Origin of the sequence: Psychrobacillus sp. FSL K6-1415, assembly GCF_038003185.1 — a bacterium.
Taxonomy (GTDB): Bacteria; Bacillota; Bacilli; order Bacillales_A; family Planococcaceae; genus Psychrobacillus; species Psychrobacillus psychrodurans.
Genome location: NZ_JBBOOQ010000001.1, coordinates 979,210 through 996,809, shown reverse-complemented (window position 1 = coordinate 996,809; position 17,600 = coordinate 979,210). Strand labels below are relative to the sequence as shown.

Here is a 17,600-nt window from a genome sequence, read left to right as displayed (position 1 = left end):
GCCTCACAGAACATAAAACTAGACCTGTTCCTTTTACTAGTTCAGAAATTTCGGGACAGTGTCAGTAAAATGGCACCATCTGTGGAAAGCGTCCGACATGTAACGGAAATCAGTAATATTATTATCATTCAATCTTTCACGTCTTATAAACACAGTGTACACGATATATAATATATATAAAAAAACACCTCACTCTACGGGGAATTGTAGAGTGAGGTGCATTTTCCCTTGTTATCGCTCAAGGATTATATTATTACGCCGTAAATATTATTACCTTCATTCGCTTCGTTTTATCGCTTTGATCGCCGTAAGATCGTTCCCCTATTATGCTTAGTTGCCTGAACTTGTTTCCTTCAAACTCGTTCAACAACTTGAAATGCTATTCATTTGTTAATTTCATAATAAAGGAACAAAATGAGAAAACCGCTAGAGTTTTATTAGAATTTGATGAGAAAACTATTCCCAAGTCACAGAAAGTATTTTTCCAGAGATAGCATGTACCTGTATTGTTGCTTTCGTTTTCTTTTCTTTCGTGCTTTCTTTTGTTTCCTCTGTTTTCGTAGCTGTCATTACAATTAAGTAATATCCACCCTCATCTGTCTTTACAAAGGAATTACTATCTACTGTTCCTTTTTGTTGTTGCTGAGCAATCTTTAACGCTTCATCTGCAGTGATTAAAACTGTAACCGGTTTTTCAGTTACTTCTGTCTTTTTTTCATCTGTTTTCCCTACAGCAATATCACTAGTCTCAGTTTTTTGTTGTTCTTCTGCTTTCGAGCTTTCCGTTTTTACAGTCGTTTCACTTTTAGAAGTTTCTGATTTAGCCGAGTCTGTTTTTGGAGGCGCATTTGTTTTAGATGGCTCATTTTTTGCCGTGTCTGCTTTGTTTGCATCTACTTTACTTGTATCTGATTTACTAACATCTGCCTGAGCTGTATCTGTGTTAGAAATCTCTGTTTTAGTTGTATTCTCTTTTTTTGTTTCTTTTTTAGCATCTTCCTTGGAAGTCTCAACCGGTTTAGTCGTTTCAGATGCCAACACTTCTTTAATAGCATCTTTGATCACTTTTTTAATAGGTTTTTCTTCTGTTTTTACTACTTTATCAGCAGTTGTTTGTTTTGACTTTTTATTATCCGAAACATTAGGATTTTCCACAACTTTTACTTTCGCAGATGAGTCCTTAGATTTTTCAATAATAACTAATTTAGAAGTGCCATTAGATGAGATTATATTACTTTCAACTATTTCCCCTCTAGAAGAGGCTTTAGCATTTTTCGGACTTACTTCAGGACCCATATCTAATACTTCATTAACTTCTTGAGTTTTAACCGGTATTTCTTCAATTATGAACTCATCCGTGTGTTTCAAGGAACTCACATCACCAGTAGTGGCATTCATTTCGACCAAATACACTTGTCCACTTTTTGCAATTATCGCCTCATAAACATCTTTATCATCACTTTTCTTCACTTCAGCTACTTCTGCATCATACATTTGCTCGAGTTGGGTGCGTACGTTCTTTTCGGTCATAAGTAAAGAATCTGAGCCAATGTTGACTACGAATACTATTACTACGATACCGACTGTAGCGATACAAAAGATAAAAGTTCTTTTCATTTTATTAAATTCCATTCACGCACTCCCCCTCATACTCATCATAAGTGACGAACATTAAAAATCCATGAGAATTTGATTAGAAGGAAGAAAAATATGGATGGTTGTACCAAATCCTACCGTGCTTTGAATTGTTAATTTCGCACAAAGGCGATCTGCTATATCTTTGGCGATAGCCATCCCAAGTCCAGTCCCACCTGTTTTTCGATTTCGTGCTTCATCGACCCGGTAAAAACGATCAAAAATTCGATCCAAGTCTTCTTTGGGAATACCATCCCCATAATCCATGATTGAGATAGTCGTTCCTTCCTCGCTTTCTGAAATTGTTGTCTTAATATCTTTTTCGCTATATTTACGAGCATTATCCAAAATGATAAATAGTAACTGTCTTAATTGCTCTATATCAGTATTTACATAGGTTGGTCCATTAACCTTTAATAAAAAGTTTCGATCATATCCAGTTCGCATTGACTTTAAGGTTTCTTCCACTAAAACATTCACATCAATCAATTCAAAATTATGTTGTTGTTTTCCGTTACTTTTTGCCAGCACTAACATTTGCGACACCATTTCTTTCATTCTGCTCGTTTCTTTGATAATTGCCTGAACGGATTCTTCCGCAATTTCAGTATTACTGAAACCATGTCGAGACAATAGTTTAGCGTAACTTTCTATTACTGTTAATGGTGTTTTTAATTCGTGTGAGGCATCAGATACAAATTGCTCCTGCTTTTTAAAGTTTTGCTCCAGCTGCTCCATCATCTCATTAAAAGCAATCCCCATTTGAGCTATTTCGTCTTTTCCATTTGGACGAACCGCTATTTTTTCATATTTTCCTGAAATTCTACTATGAAACATTGTATTTATAAGTTTATTGATTGGCCTCGTAATTATTTTTCCTAATGTAACACTCGATGCCATCATCAGTAACATCCCAGCTACTGTTACACCAAGTAAAATAAGACGAAGGAAATCTAAATTATTCCCCACATCTATTAATTGTTTCATCGTCTGAACTTCTACAACTTCTCCATTTTGCCAAATAACAGGTTTACTTATCGTCAAAACAGGAGTACCTTCAAGACTTCCAATTGAGTACCGTTCATCCTGTTCAAAATAAGGTTGATAAGTAGTTAGCTCTTCAACTGATTGAACAACTAATTGTAGTTCTCCTTTGCCATCTAAGATCCGTATACCTCCACTAGGTGGTATATAGGTGCGCAAAATTGTGGCAGGGTCATCCTTTTCTTGCATTTTACTTAATGCAGTAATCATAGAATCTACATCCGTGTTAAGTTGATTATATTCTGAATCATAGGCCATATCTTCAAATAAAAAATATACACCTATATTCATTAAACCTATGATTAAAAGCGTCAATAAGGTAGAAAATAGATGTATTTTAGTATTAAGCTTCATTCTTTTGCTCCTTCAGCACATATCCAACACCACGGACGGTTTGTATAAAAGAAAGTAATTCGTTTTCTTCTAACTTTTTCCGAACATAACGTATATAAACATCTACAACATTCGTATCCCCATAATAATCAAATCCCCAAACAGCATCTAGTAGCTGCTCTCGCGTCAACACTTGGTTAGGATGCTTCATCATATATAATAGTAAATCATACTCACGAGGCGTTAGATTAATAGATACTCCCGAGTTAGTAATTTCACGTGTTTGTTCATTCAGAATAAGCGTCTGAAAAATATGCACATTTTCATCATGAACAGGAACTGGTGTGGATGATTTAGTAAAACGAATTGCCGAACGCACGCGAGCTAACAATTCCTCAATTTCAAATGGTTTAGTTACATAATCATTCGCTCCAAGGTCCAATCCAGCTACTTTATCTTCTGTATTGTTTTTTGCGGTTAACAAGATTACTGGCGTTTCATCTTCTGTAGCACGAATTCTTCTTAATACATCCAAACCATTTAAACCAGGAAGCATTAAATCCAGTAAAACTAAGTCCCATTGCTGCTCTCGATATTTGATCAATCCGTCTGTTCCCGTATATGCAATATCCACTGTGTATCCTTCAAACTCAAGTTCTAATTGAAGAACACGTGCAATATTTTTTTCATCTTCTACAATTAACACCCTGTCCTTCATTGGAAACACTCCTTTTTCCCTATTTTATCACACAACATAATGCAGTGCAGTTTCATAATATGCCAAGAGCGGAACCTTTACAGGTAAGAGTAAAATTCGGAAAAGGTTGTGAAACTTTGTAGAGGCTTCTCGGAACATTTGCTACTGTAAAGGAAATTTCCCGATAGCTTTAGTATAGAGAATTGATAATTTTATTTTGAGTACAATTATTGATGGAAAATTGAATTTTACTTAATTATTTTAAGTAAGATTGGAATTGTTGTTTATAATAATAAATTTTGACAATTGTAGTTTACCCTATTTTATATTATGGTGTTGTCAAATAGAGGAGGCGAAGTTTAAATGGGTAATATTCGAAAAGTATGGCAGCCCGAAATTTTTTATCATATTACTATGCGAGGAAATCGGATGCAAAATATCTTTATTAATAAAGAGGATTTCATGTTCTTTATACATACGCTATCTCAGGCTCATAAAATATATTCCTTTACAATAATTGCTTACTCTCTTATGAATAACCACTACCAACTACTTATACGTTCTCCAAAAGCTCCACTTTCAGATGTGCTAATTTTCATTAATCAACAGTACTCAAAATATTTCAAGCTTAAATATAAATACTGGGATCAGTTATATGAATCTAGATATTATACAAACATGATTTCTGAGCCCAAAGAGTTATTTAAAATAAGTAAGTATATACATCAAAATCATCTTTACATAAAAAGAACCATTTTAAAGAGTATGGCAAACAATCAGTATAGCTCCTATCAGTTTTATATAAATGAAAAAAAGCAAAAGCCATCTTATCTCGATACAAATTTACTACCAACTTTGATTAAAAAGTATCCTGAATTAAGGACGGAAAATTATAATATATACTGCGAGGATATTCAAATTGAGGAAGAAAAATCCTACCCTCGCCAATATAGTTCGACATAGGTAGGATTTCTCCAAAAGGCTTGTTAAGCTATTGTCTCTTCAGATGGAACTAGTCCAATAACTTGCGCATTCATTTTACTTGCTTCGACGAAAGCATTAAAGATTGGACGCACTGTATCAACTTGTCCTTCCATCATTTCAGGGTGCCATTGAACTGCTACAACAAATCTATTAGGCTCTTCCCATTCTATTCCTTCTATGATTCCATCAGGAGCAGTCATCGACACCTTAAAACCTTTGCCTAGCTCTTTTACAGCTTGGTGATGGAAACTATTAATTCTCAGCTCGTCATTTTGAAAAATACTATGTAATATTGAACCATTTTCAATTCGAACTGGATGAGATGCGTGATGTCTAATTGATTTTGGTACTGAGTGGTTGATCCCCTCCGGTTTTTGAGATGATAAATCCTGATACAGTTTGCCACCGGTTGCTACGGTAAGTAACTGCATTCCACGGCATATGCCAAGTACAGGAATATTCATATCCGATAAAACTTTTCGAGCTAACCTAATTTCATGGAAATCCCTTTTTGGTTCAATAGCTCCTAATCCAAATTTCGGATAATCTCCGTAAAAATATGGATCTATATCAGAACCTCCAGAAAATAATATCCCATCCAATTTTTGAAGAAGAGGAGTCAATGTTTCTAACTCTGTAGTGATAGGCAAAATAACTGGTACCCCTCCTGCTCTTTCAATAGCAACAATATAATCATCCGCAAGCAATTGCCATTCCTGATTTTTTGCACCGATTCCTGCAGCCAATCCGACTGTGTCATCTGATAAATAATTAGCGCATATACCAATTAGTGGTTTCATCGTAAAGTATCCTCCCAAAAACAAAATTAACGCCTCCCTGTGAAGAGAAGCGACTAATAAAACATTATTTTTCTAACTCAACAACCCAGCCAAATGGATCTTCGATAATGCCCCGTTGAATTCCAGTTAACGTATCATATAATTTTTGGGAAAGTTCTCCTGTTTCTCCGTTATTCACGTAGAATAACTCACCTTTCCAGCGTAATTCTCCAATTGGAGAAATAACAGCAGCAGTACCAGTTCCAAATGCTTCGTCCAGTTTACCGTTCAAATAAGCTTCACGTATTTCTTCCATTGAAACTTTACGTTCTGTAATTGGAACACCCCAGTACTTCAACAATTCAATGATAGACTTTCTGGTAATCCCGTCCAAAATACTTCCGTTTAAGGCTGGAGTAACTACTTCTCCATCAATTTTGAAAAAGACATTCATACTTCCTACTTCTTCAATGTATTTTCTCTCTAATCCATCTAACCAAAGAACCTGAGCATATCCTTCACGATCAGCTACTTCCTGAGCTTTTAAACTGGAAGCATAATTACCGGCGGTTTTTGCTGTTCCTGTTCCACCAGCAACTGCTCGAACATATTCACTTTCCACTAAAATTTTTACTGGGTGAATGCCCTCTTTGTAATAAGATCCGACTGGCGACATAATGATGATGAAGCTATATGTTTTAGAAGCCGATACACCAAGATGTGCTTCAGTTGCGATCATAAAAGGTCTAATATAAAGTGATGTTCCGGGTTCTGTAGGAATCCATTCTTTGTCTATTTCGATTAACTGTTTTAAAGCATCAATAGCTAATTCTTCTTCTATTTGTGGCATGCTTAAGCGGTCTGCCGAAATATTCATACGTTTCATGTTTTGCTCAGGGCGGAACAATCGAACAATTCCATCTTCCGAAAGATAAGCCTTCATTCCCTCAAAAACCGTTTGTCCATAATGTAATATAGAAGCAGATGGATCTAATGTAAGTGGCTGATAAGGGACGATACGATGATCATGCCAACCTGTTCCTTCTGTGTAATCAGCGATAAACATATGATCCGTAAATTTCGTTCCAAACACTAGCTGATTTGCTGGTGTTTTCTCGTTTTTCGCTCCATTTTTTGTAAAATTAATTTTTAGATTATTCATGGCATGTTTCCCCTATCAATAAAATTAGTAAATTGCAACAATTTTAAGTGTGCAATATATTATATGCAATTATACTACTTTTACGAAAATTAGAAATACCTTTTTAAAATTATTTTCTAAAAATTTGAAAACTTTTTAAACTTGCTCTCCCAATATAGTCACTGCCTGTTTTTAGTGATATAAATAATTTTAAGACTACCCCGGGTAAATAGGAACACAAATCAAACTATATTATTTATTCATTTCTATTACAAATAATTACTATTAACCGATAAAATAGGTAGGTGAAATCAAATCTTAAGGAGGGTTAAAGAGTGTTCAAATATACTACATACATAATTTTGTTTGCAATTTTATTTGTAAGTTGCTTTACAAACATATCTACTGTCCAAGCTTCTTCTACAATAAATGGACTTTTTGTCAATTTTACTTATGAAGAAGTAATTTTAGAGGATAAAACAACAGAAAAACAATTAGCAAGTATTACCTTAGTTAACAGTGAGGGTAAAACTACAACATTAAATATTGATGAATACGTCCCACTATTTGTTAACTCTACTCCAACAACCGTTGGAGCTTTTAAAGAAGGGATGAGAATAGAAGCGACAGTGAACTTTAGAAAAGTTCATGAGTTAAATGGATTTACTAGTATTGATCAAGGAGAATCTGATTCAATTGGCCGCAATTTAACTGGCACAATAAATAATATAGATAATAATGGTCAGTATATTACTATCAATTTAAAAAACCGACAACAGGCTAAGTATTACATTGATGTTGAAACGCAAATATCCAAAGATAATAAGCTTGTAGATTTAAGCGAATTATATGAAGGAGATCGTGTTAAGCTCTACCTAAGTGATGATGATTCTGATAGGCTTTCTTCTATTGAAATAATTGTAGATGGTATTAAAATCGAACAATTATATAAGGGAACAATTCAAAAGCTAGATAATAAACAAAAGAAATTAACTATAAAAGATGAAAAGGTATATGAAAATTGGCAATGGAAACTTAAATCTGCTTCCAAAGGAAATATTACGTCCAAAACTTTTACTGTTAAGACACCAATTTATCTTGGCAATAAAAAAGTTGACCCTATTGAACTTCATAAATATGTGAATAATGAGGTTTATTACGTAACCATCAATCAATCTGGTGAAGAAATAATTCAAAAAATAATTATTAAGAAATCGAATGAACGTACATATCATGCTAATTTAACTACTATTGATACCTCAAATAAAAAAATTAATCTAGCGAACAAACAAAATATTACCTATCATAATGGAACAATTATTATTCGCAACGGTCGCTTAGTGGACGCTAGTGCATTGACAACTGGAGATGCCAATATAATTACAAATGGGACTAATTCAAATCAATACGCCAACGTAATTCATATTTCTAATAGCAGCTTTAAAAGCTCTAGTTTATCCAACAAATCAGTGTATTTTGGTCAAATAAATTCAGTTGGCTCTTATCAGCTATTAGTCAATAATACAAACCAATTAACAAATAATTACTGGTATTCTACAAGTTTAAATAACTTAAACTTTAGTAATGATACTGTTGTTGTCGAGAATGGTAATGTTTTAACAACTGACTTTAATTACAGCTCTGGAAAGTATGCATATTTTTATGTAAAAGACAATCATATCGTAGCTGCTAGAATTGTTGGTTCATCATATGGCCCTGCTTCTTCATTTACAACTGGACGCTTGATTGGTTCATCGTATAATTGGCTTAATATAAATAATGTAAAGTATTGGAATGCTAGTAGTTGGCAAAATTATGCTTATAATAGTTCTTTTAATATATCAAATACTACTTTTATTAAAGAAGGTCAAGTTATCTCCTTCCATGAATTACAAGAAAATGATCGGTTATTTATTATTCATGACTCTAACTCACATGCTCAAATTATTTTAGTAGATTAAATTTAAACAATTAAATGAATCAATTTCATAAAGAATATTCTATAGTTAAATCCGAACAGCACTGTTTCCGCTGGAGTCGCGCCTGTCACTCCAATCAATGGGATTGTAAAAAAAACGAATAATATATTGCGATTTTAAGTAAACATTCGTATTTTTAAATGCAACAAGTAATTATGAAATTGACTCAAATGTAAAAACAATTTTAGAAAGTAGGAACTAAACTCAATGATTAAATATTTAAAAAAACTGTCCATCCAATTATTAGCCATTCTCTTAGTATTAACTGCTTTGATCCCAGCAGCAAATGCAAACGTTATAGAATACAGCGGAGGAGTAATGGACGAATATGAATATGAAGAAGTATTCTTCCTATATGATATACCTATTAAATTTACAGGAAAAGCAACTGTTACTGAAAAAGAAAACAAAAATCAATTGACATCAACCTATAAATTCACCTTGGCTAGCCCAGATGGTCATAAATTGACACGTAGTGTTGTATACGTTTCAGATTTAACAAAACATGAGGTAAAAGGGCAAACAACGTCAAATACAACAGTAAAAAGTTATAATGAGAAAGTAACTTTAGCTGATAAAACAACATATACATTAGCAGACTATCAATTCTCTCAAGGTTCAGTCGTCGATAACCGACCTGCTACAGACTATTACTCTGGAAATATCATAGCTAGAAAAATTTATAAAAAAAGTTACAAAGTTGACAAAAAGACTATAGAAGAAGAAATAACTGTTCGTATCACTGGGGAAAATGTTGGTTACCAAAACTTTTGGGGATCAACAGACACTCAATTAATAGATTATGAAATAGTGACCCCTTTAGGTACTGCATTTGTGACCAATAAAGTATCCGATAGTAAATCAAGAGTTTTAGAATACGAAGCTCATTCTCCTTCGCTATCTAGTTTTGTCGGGGGTAACTCTGTCATCAGTACTTCCGATATGATTTCAGAATATGAGTACGATATTCCTTATTCTCACTACGCTCGTAGCGGAACAATTAATTTAAACAAGAAAAAATCTCCAACTATTGAGCGTTTAATCGTTCCTAAATTTCGTGACATTGCGAAGCATTGGTCGAAACCTAATATAGAAAAACTATATTCTCTAGGTATTTTTGATGAATCAAGCAATTTCTTTTCACCTGATGCTGCTATGAAAAAAGATCTCTTTACAATAGGTGTCGCTAAAGCCGTTGATTTACGTGTAATGGAAGAAAAAACTAATAAGAGAAAAACATTGAAAAAGCCTTTATTTGAAGACTTAGATGTAAAAGATCCAAACTATATTTATATTGAAAGTGCTTTAAATAAAGGACTAGTTAATCCTAAGAACAAAGAGAAGTTTGGTGCAAAGGATTCAATTACTCGCGCAGAAGCTGTAACGATAATTGTCCGTTCTCTTGGATTAGAAGGACGCGCACCTACTCCTGGATATAAAACTAAATTCATTGATGACAATAAAATTCCAAATGCAGCTAAAGATAGTATTTATATAGCCAGTGAACTTGGATTAATAGACCCAGACAAGAAAAATCGTATTAATGCAAATGAAGTATTAACCAGAGGTAAAGCTTCTCAACTTCTTGTTCGTTATTTAAACTTCTTAGAATCTGATTTAAAACAAAATTATCGTGATGATATATTATACTTCGATTAAAAAAAGCTAGTGTTTCCGTGGAAAGAATAAACCTATTTGTTACCTGTTTTATTCTACTTAGACTGACTTTGTTACAACATTTCATCTTTCCTTTTCTCGGTCTTCTTATGGTATATGACTATTCGCCGATATTTACAATCTTTCTCTAAAAAAAACCCTTCATTACTAGAATCATTAGTAATAAAGGGTTTTTTAAATATATTGATAGTTTAGTTTTTACCTAAAGTTGATAAAATTAAATTCATTGTTTCACTGGTTTTAACTCTCAAGTGAGAAGTAGGATTTTTCATTGCTTTTTCTAGAGTAATCGACTGATTTACTATACTTACCAGCTTTGAAAAATAGAGAGATAAGTTCGGGATACTTAACGGTTCAATATAACCGGATATTAAAATAACTGGTACGTTATGTTTATTTGCAACTTTAGCAATACCAATAGGAGCCTTTCCAGAAAGTGTTTGAGAGTCTGATTTACCTTCACCTGTAATGATGAAATCAGCATTCTTGATATGCTCTTCAAAATTGATTGCTTCCATTACAACTTCAATACCCGGTTTCATATAAACTGGAAAAAATGCTAGAAAAGCACCACCTAGTCCACCAGCAGCACCCGCTCCTGGCAATTTATGTAGTGTAATTTGCGTGACTTCTTCTATTATATTAGCTAGATGTTCTAAATTCTTATCTAGCACCTTTACCATATTTGATGTCACTCCTTTTTGTGGACCAAAAACTTTTGTTGCACCGTTTATTCCTACGAAGGGATTATCCACATCAGAAGCCAATATAAAATGGCAATCCTTTATTCTACCATCAAAGTCTGTTGGATCAATTTCATGTAAATCTCTTAAAAATTGAGGTCCAAGAGGAATTTCTTTTCCATATTTGTTTAAAAACTTCATCCCTAAAGCACGTAACATTCCTGTTCCACCATCATTCGTTGCACTACCCCCAAGCCCTATTATGAACTTCTTGTATCCACGATTTAAAGCATGAAGTACAAGCTCTCCTGTACCAAATGTGGAGGCTTGTAAAGGATTGTTCTCCTCTTTTTGTAATAGCATAATTCCAGATGCTTTCGCCATTTCAATAACACAAGTTTCTCCATCACCAAGCACTCCATACTCCGCCTGTATTAGGCGACCTATAGGATCATAAACCTCGACATCAATAGTGCTTCCTTGAGTTGCTGTAATAAGTGCTTCGAGTGTCCCTTCTCCTCCATCTGCAACTGGTAGTAATACCGTTTCGATGTCCTGACTAATTTCTTTGATGGCTTTATTAATCTCATAAGTTGCTTCTAAAGCAGTTAAGGTACCCTTGAAGGAATCAGGACTAATAACAATTTTCATACTACCACCCTTTTAAAATCATAATAATAAATTCAAACAAACAAATGCAAGTATATGCATAAGAGATTTTGATTTCCGTCCTTAATCATATAAGATTTAAAAAACCGTTTCAGCTATAAGCTAAAACGGTAGTATATGTTCAAATTATTTTTTTGCTACTGTTACGTTCGCTACTCTCTTAGCACCAACCTATTTTTTACCCCAATAATAAGGGTCATTTAATTTATCAACACGAACACCTTTAGATGTTGAAGCATGGATAAACTTACCGCTACCTATGTACATACCCACATGAGATACGCCTCTACCAGAAGTATTGAAGAAAACCAAGTCTCCAACTGCTAGGTTTGCTTTTTTTACAGCTTTCCCACTGTTGTACATTCCCGCTGCTGTTCTTGCTAAATTAACCCCTTTGCTTTTGTAAACATATCCGATATAACCTGAACAATCAAAACCAGCCTTCGTTGTTCCACCATAACGATATTTAATTCCTACTAAACTTTTCGCACTCGATACTATTTCATTGGATGCTACAGTGCTTGCTGCTTCTGTATTTCCTGCAAATGTTCCCGCGGCTAAAACTACAGTTAAACTAAAGATTGTGATGATTTTTTTAAACAAAGAAGTCAAAACTTATGTTCCTCCAAAGATGTGTATTGAAAAATAGATTCAAAATGTTTTCTGAAAATTTCTCTATACACATATTAACACCTTTTAAACTTTATTAACTTTACAGTTGTGTAACAATAACATTACAGAGAATTATACGTTCTAAAAGGTAATCTACTAATACATTAAAAATCTTATAGTTCTATATTAGCTCTTAAGTAACATAAAAGCAGTTTAAAAAATATAACTTGGAAGTAAAATAGTCACATATTTGTGTTAATTCTAATTATAAAGGTATATCTTTTATATCTGTTTCTATGGTATAAATGTTATATAAGTTACATGGAAAGTTAGACAGGAGAGAGTTTAAAATGAAAAATACTTTAACAATGCATTTAGGGATGATTATTGTTGGAATCATTGCTTCTATGCTGTTAATCACTTCGGTTGCGACATACAATACTGCTTATGACGAACTATATAAGGCAGCTGGTATTGAAGCTTACGGGTGCGCAAACATTACTACTGGTTTGATTCAACCAGATGATGTTAAAAAGCTAATTGCTGGTGATACTTCCACCATTGACAAGGTTAGCGAGCAGCTAAATTGGACTACTGCTCATAAAGATATATTTGAAACCCAGTATATTATAGATTTAGATGGTAAACTACTCGCTGTGGATGATAATCTTAAAGAAGATGGCTTTAAAGCTGGAGATCAGTTTTATATAGATAAGGATGCTATTGCAATGTTAGTAGAAATGCAACATTCTACATATTCAGAAGCCTATGAATTTGCCGGCTTAGAAAGACTTTCTGGCTATGCCCCTATATTTGAAGATCATGATCCTTCTAAAGATATTATTGCTATTAGTGTTATTGATTTTGATGCATCTATTGTTACTGATCGTACTTGGGATGTTGTTAGTGGAGGAATACTTATTAGTTTGATTCCATTGATGTTAGCATCATTAATTACACTTTATTTAATTAGAAGAAAAACAAAGCCGCTTTCAGCACTTATTGCACATGCAGCTGAAATTGCAAAAGGTAATTTAACAGTCAAGGACACACATTTCACAAGTAAAGATGAAGTTGGAGATTTAAGTCGAACATTAAATACATTAGCTTCGAATCTACGAGATATTATAGGAACGATACAAAAAACGTCCGTTCAATTAACAGATAATGTCGAAAACAACTCTATTTCACTAAACGAAATGAGAGATGCCATACACCAAGTTTCAACTAATATGAGTGAAACTGTTGCATCAGTAAGCGACGGAACAATTACAGCCGAACAATCATCCAATATTTTACAGAACCTAGCACAAGGTTTACAAAATTCAAAGGATCGTGCAGATACAACAGTGATAAATTCTAAAACAACTATGAACACTGCCGAAGAGGGTCTAACTCGTGCAAGTGAAATTAGTCGTGACATGGATAAAATTAAATCTGCATCCATTGAAACTAGTGAAACAATCGGGCGATTAAATGAAGCAACTACAAAGATTCAACAAATTACTAGTTCTATCTCTGCAATTGCAGCACAAACTAATTTACTAGCACTAAACGCTTCAATTGAGGCCGCTCGCGCTGGTGAGCATGGAAAAGGATTTGCAGTTGTTGCGGAGGAAGTTAGAAAACTAGCTGAACAATCGAATACCGAAGTGGAGCAAGTCGAAACAATCATTAAAGATATTACCGAAAGTATTAAACTAGTAGTAGATTCTACAGAAGAAAGTACGAAGTTAATCGAAACTGGTTCTTCGACTGTTCTTCAAACATCTCAATCATTAAGTGATATTTCTACAGCCGTTGCAAAAACCGTTAAAGAAATATCCATGATTTCTGATATGACAACTACAGAAGCAGATAATTCGAAACAAGTCGTAGTGTTGATCAATCAACTTACTGAATCAATAAAAGAGATTGAACAAGTTACAACATCAATTTCAGCAGCAACTGAACAAACGACAGCTTCAATTGACGAAATTGCAAACCGTTCTAGTGAAACAAATGATATTGCACATCAGTTAAATCAGATTGTAGGTAAATTTAAGCTTTAAGTAAAAAGTAAGAAACTAGGCAAAGGACATGCCCGGTCCTTTAAGAACAGAAACGTAACTAAACTCTATATTGACAGAAGTGGAATGTGGCGACTCCAGCGAGAAAGTCGAGACCCCATAGGTAGCGTAGCGAACGAGGCTCGGCCGCACGCGGAAAGCGCCCACATGAAACAGAATTCACAGGATTATTCGTTCTTTAATGCCCCATGAATCCAGTGTTCTCAGGGCAATTTTATATACTTTCTAATCTATTAAAAAGGAGCAACTCTCTAACTAGAGAATTGCTCCTTTTCTATATTAGTGAATACCATGCGCTACCATAGCGTCCGCTACTTTAAGAAATCCTGCGATATTTGCTCCTATTACTAAATTACCTGGATGACCATAGCTTTCTGCAGCATTATAGCAGCTAGTGTATATGTTCTTCATGACTTGCTTTAATTTCTCATCTACTTCTTCAACCGTCCACGATAAGCGCATGCTATTTTGCGACATCTCCATTGCTGAAACAGCTACCCCTCCTGCATTTGCTGCTTTAGCTGGTGCAAATAAAATGCCACTTGCTTGGAAAGCAAGAATGGCATCTTCTGTGCAAGGCATATTAGCACCTTCCCCTATTGCCTTTACCCCGTTTTGGATTAATATAATCGCATCGTCTTTTGCCATTTCATTTTGTGTAGCACAAGGTAAAGCAATATCACATGCCACTGACCAAATGTCCATGCACCCCTCATGATATACAGCATTTTTATGAACCTTTGTATACTCCTTAATTCTTTTACTATCAAACTCTTTTAATTGTTTGATAGTTTCTACATCGATACCATTAGGGTCATATATATATCCATTTGAATCACTACATGCCAACACCAACGCACCAAGTTCAATTGCCTTCTCCATTGCGTAGATTGCAACGTTTCCAGATCCAGAAACAACTACTTTTTTTCCTTCAAAGCTATCATTTGCTGTTTTCAACATTTCTTCAACAAAATATACTGTGCCGTAACCTGTAGCCTCTTTACGCCCCAAGCTTCCTCCATGATTTGGATCTTTTCCTGTAAACACACCAGCCTCATAGCCGCCCCTTAAACGATTATACTGGCCGAACATATAACCTATTTCTCTCTTCCCAACTCCAATATCTCCAGCAGGTACATCCATATCAGGCCCAATATATTTACTTAACTCGGTTATAAAGCTTTGTGTAAATCGCATTATTTCACGTTCTGACTTTCCTTTCGGATTAAAATCAGAACCACCTTTACCTGCGCCAATCGGCTGCCCTGTCAACGCATTTTTAAAGGTCTGTTCAAAGGCCAAAAATTTCATAATGCTACTATTTACCGTCGGATGAAAACGAATTCCTCCTTTATAAGGCCCTAAGCTACTATTAAACTGTACTCGAAAACCACGATTGACCTGAACTTTTCCAGTGTCATCTTCCCATGCAACTCGAAATGTAATTACTCGGTCAGGCTCCGTAATCCGCTCTAGTATTCCATTATGTATATATTCAGGGTGCTTTAGAAATACAGGACGAAGTGAATCAAATATTTCACGTGTTGCCTGTAAAAACTCTTTTTCCCCTTGATTTCTGTCTTTTACTAACTGGAATACCTCATGTACATAATCATTTGCTTTGCTCTTATATTCTGTATTATTTCTTGTAGTTATTTCCATCCAATTACTCCTATCGTAAAAAATTATTAGTTTCATTATCTCCAAAATACTTTAACTATTCAACATATTTATAAACAAAAAATTATAAATATACAAAATAGTCTTTTTTATAATGTAAACAATCTTAAATTTTTTTTTGATTACTATGACAGTAATAGTTGAAAAAAAAGTAAATTAGGTAATTATGAAATTGACTCATTCGACTACCTTATCATTTTTTTAGTTCTTTCCTAGGTTTGCCTTCAAATTCTGCTTAAGTTCTTCCAGAGAAGCCTCGTTAGGGATAAAATACGACAATTCCTTATTTTCAATTTTACTGTAAATTCTTTTATCTTGTCCCTCCAAGGTTAACGGGACGATAGGAGAATCTTTAATTTCTTGGTATAGTTTTACAAATCCCAAGTAATCAGAGGTTGGCATATTTGTTCTAACATTTTCCCCAACGTTTTCTATTAAATCATCTAGTTTGGTTACACTACTAAAACGTGTAGATTCGTTTAGTATTGCTTGAATAACTTGTTTTTGACGTAGATTACGCCCTTTATCCCCCTCTGGATCTTTTTTACGCATTCGAACATATGCAAGAGCTTCATTTCCTTTTAGTAGCATAGGACCTTCCGTATAGGTTTTCCATTTGAGTGTATCTGCTAGTTGGATATCTACTGTAAACGGCACATCCACTTCAATTCCCCCTAGCGTATCGACGATATCTTCAAATCCTTGAAAATTCGTAGTAACGTAATAATCGATTGGTATTTCTAACAACTTTTCAAGCGCATTTATCGTGAAATTTATTCCACCATATGAATAAGCATGGTTTACTTTGTCTTCTCTTTCTAATTCTTCGATATATAATCTTGTATCTCGAGGAATATTCACCATCGAAATTTTTTCCGCTTTCGGATTAACAGTAACTAATAATAGCATATCCGAACGACCATATTTAGCCTCTTTCTCGTCATCCACGCCTGCTACTAATATGCTAAAAGGAGTGATTCGTAACTTCGTCTGCTCTTCTTCTTCTCTTTCTAAAGGTACATACATTTTAGAAGTTGCATTCTTTGTTTCCTGAGTAAGACTAATAGCAAAAGCGATAACTCCGACGAGCAAAAAAGAAGAAATAACAAGTGCTAACAGAATAATTTTCCTTTTTTTCTTTTGTTTTTGTTTAAACCTTCTTGAAATAGGCATTGTTCTCCTCACTTTATCGTTAGTTTGATTATTCATTCTAATTTAAATACTAACAATATATAATAAATTATAATAGAAATACATTATTATTTCCTTTATAAATGAATCAATTTCATAAAGAATATTGTATAGTTAAATCCGAACTACGCTGATTTCCGCTCTAGACGGACGCTTTCCGCGGGCACGGCTTCAATCTCCTCGTCACTACGAAAATATATGCTCCTGCGGTTACTCGTCGCAAAGATATTGGTCAAACAAAGTTCGACCAATATCTTTCCTGCGGGGCTTTCAGCTCGCGCTGTTCCCGCTGGAGTCGCCGCCTGCCACTCCAGCGGGATCGCTTTTAAAAAAACCAAGAATATATTGCGATATTAAGTAAACATTCGTATTTTTAAATGAAACAAGTAATTATGAAATTGACTCAAATAACTAGGATTAATATATA

The 17,600-nt window shown here is 34.3% G+C and carries 13 protein-coding genes; 4 read left to right on the top strand and 9 right to left on the bottom strand.

Annotation, left to right across the window (positions count from 1 at the left end; translation table 11 throughout):
- Positions 1 to 456 precede the first annotated feature (456 nt).
- Genes MKY60_RS04640 through MKY60_RS04630 form a run of 3 tightly spaced genes read right to left on the bottom strand, consistent with a single transcriptional unit; the run spans position 457 to position 3,730 of the window.
- Positions 457 to 1,632 (bottom strand): PepSY domain-containing protein, encoded by a 1,176-nt coding sequence (locus tag MKY60_RS04640; RefSeq protein WP_340928844.1) that lies wholly within the window; start codon positions 1,630 to 1,632, stop codon positions 457 to 459.
- Between the two features lie 39 nt (positions 1,633 to 1,671).
- Positions 1,672 to 3,033 (bottom strand): sensor histidine kinase, encoded by a 1,362-nt coding sequence (locus MKY60_RS04635; protein WP_340928843.1) that lies wholly within the window; start codon positions 3,031 to 3,033, stop codon positions 1,672 to 1,674.
- The gene (locus MKY60_RS04630) at positions 3,023 to 3,730 is read right to left on the bottom strand and encodes a response regulator transcription factor (protein WP_093496619.1); all 708 of its coding nucleotides are present in this window, start codon (positions 3,728 to 3,730) and stop codon (positions 3,023 to 3,025) included. The genes MKY60_RS04635 and MKY60_RS04630 overlap by 11 nt, the downstream gene beginning before the upstream one ends.
- Positions 3,731 to 4,072: 342 nt before the next feature.
- On the opposite strand from MKY60_RS04630, the gene MKY60_RS04625 reads away from it, so the two are divergent.
- Positions 4,073 to 4,672 carry a transposase gene (locus MKY60_RS04625; RefSeq protein WP_340928842.1) on the top strand — a complete coding sequence of 200 codons (600 nt, stop codon included), beginning with the start codon at positions 4,073 to 4,075 and terminating at the stop codon, positions 4,670 to 4,672.
- A 23-nt stretch (positions 4,673 to 4,695) separates the two neighbouring features.
- Here MKY60_RS04625 and MKY60_RS04620 read toward each other — a convergent pair whose 3' ends face one another.
- Positions 4,696 to 5,493, bottom strand: coding sequence for a gamma-glutamyl-gamma-aminobutyrate hydrolase family protein (locus MKY60_RS04620; protein WP_340928841.1), 798 nt, complete (start codon positions 5,491 to 5,493; stop codon positions 4,696 to 4,698).
- Positions 5,494 to 5,557: 64 nt separating this feature from the next.
- Positions 5,558 to 6,634: a branched-chain amino acid aminotransferase gene (locus tag MKY60_RS04615; RefSeq protein WP_090565226.1), complete on the bottom strand. Its 1,077-nt coding sequence runs from the start codon at positions 6,632 to 6,634 to the stop codon at positions 5,558 to 5,560.
- A 314-nt stretch (positions 6,635 to 6,948) separates the two neighbouring features.
- On the opposite strand from MKY60_RS04615, the gene MKY60_RS04610 reads away from it, so the two are divergent.
- Both MKY60_RS04610 and MKY60_RS04605 read left to right on the top strand, forming a co-directional pair.
- Positions 6,949 to 8,574 carry a hypothetical protein gene (locus MKY60_RS04610; RefSeq protein ID WP_340928840.1) on the top strand — a complete coding sequence of 542 codons (1,626 nt, stop codon included), beginning with the start codon at positions 6,949 to 6,951 and terminating at the stop codon, positions 8,572 to 8,574.
- A 225-nt stretch (positions 8,575 to 8,799) separates the two neighbouring features.
- The gene (locus MKY60_RS04605; protein ID WP_340928839.1) at positions 8,800 to 10,251 is read left to right on the top strand and encodes an S-layer homology domain-containing protein; all 1,452 of its coding nucleotides are present in this window, start codon (positions 8,800 to 8,802) and stop codon (positions 10,249 to 10,251) included.
- 209 nt (positions 10,252 to 10,460) lie between these two features.
- On the opposite strand, the gene MKY60_RS04600 is transcribed toward MKY60_RS04605, so the two are convergent.
- Complete coding sequence (locus tag MKY60_RS04600; protein ID WP_340928838.1) at positions 10,461 to 11,603, bottom strand: glycerate kinase; 1,143 nt, start codon at positions 11,601 to 11,603, stop codon at positions 10,461 to 10,463.
- Between the two features lie 189 nt (positions 11,604 to 11,792).
- Positions 11,793 to 12,233 (bottom strand): C40 family peptidase, encoded by a 441-nt coding sequence (locus MKY60_RS04595; protein ID WP_340928837.1) that lies wholly within the window; start codon positions 12,231 to 12,233, stop codon positions 11,793 to 11,795.
- A gap of 350 nt (positions 12,234 to 12,583) precedes the next feature.
- Between MKY60_RS04595 and MKY60_RS04590 the strand changes: the two genes are divergently transcribed.
- The gene (locus tag MKY60_RS04590; RefSeq protein WP_340928835.1) at positions 12,584 to 14,284 is read left to right on the top strand and encodes a methyl-accepting chemotaxis protein; all 1,701 of its coding nucleotides are present in this window, start codon (positions 12,584 to 12,586) and stop codon (positions 14,282 to 14,284) included.
- Positions 14,285 to 14,581: 297 nt separating this feature from the next.
- Here the strand turns inward: MKY60_RS04590 and gdhA are convergent, their stop codons facing one another.
- Both gdhA and MKY60_RS04580 read right to left on the bottom strand, forming a co-directional pair.
- Positions 14,582 to 15,964: an NADP-specific glutamate dehydrogenase gene (gene gdhA / locus MKY60_RS04585; protein ID WP_340928833.1), complete on the bottom strand. Its 1,383-nt coding sequence runs from the start codon at positions 15,962 to 15,964 to the stop codon at positions 14,582 to 14,584.
- 219 nt (positions 15,965 to 16,183) lie between these two features.
- On the bottom strand, positions 16,184 to 17,155 hold the full coding sequence (locus MKY60_RS04580; protein ID WP_340928831.1) for an LCP family protein: 972 nt from the start codon (positions 17,153 to 17,155) through the stop codon (positions 16,184 to 16,186).
- Between the last annotated feature and the right edge of the window lie 445 nt (positions 17,156 to 17,600).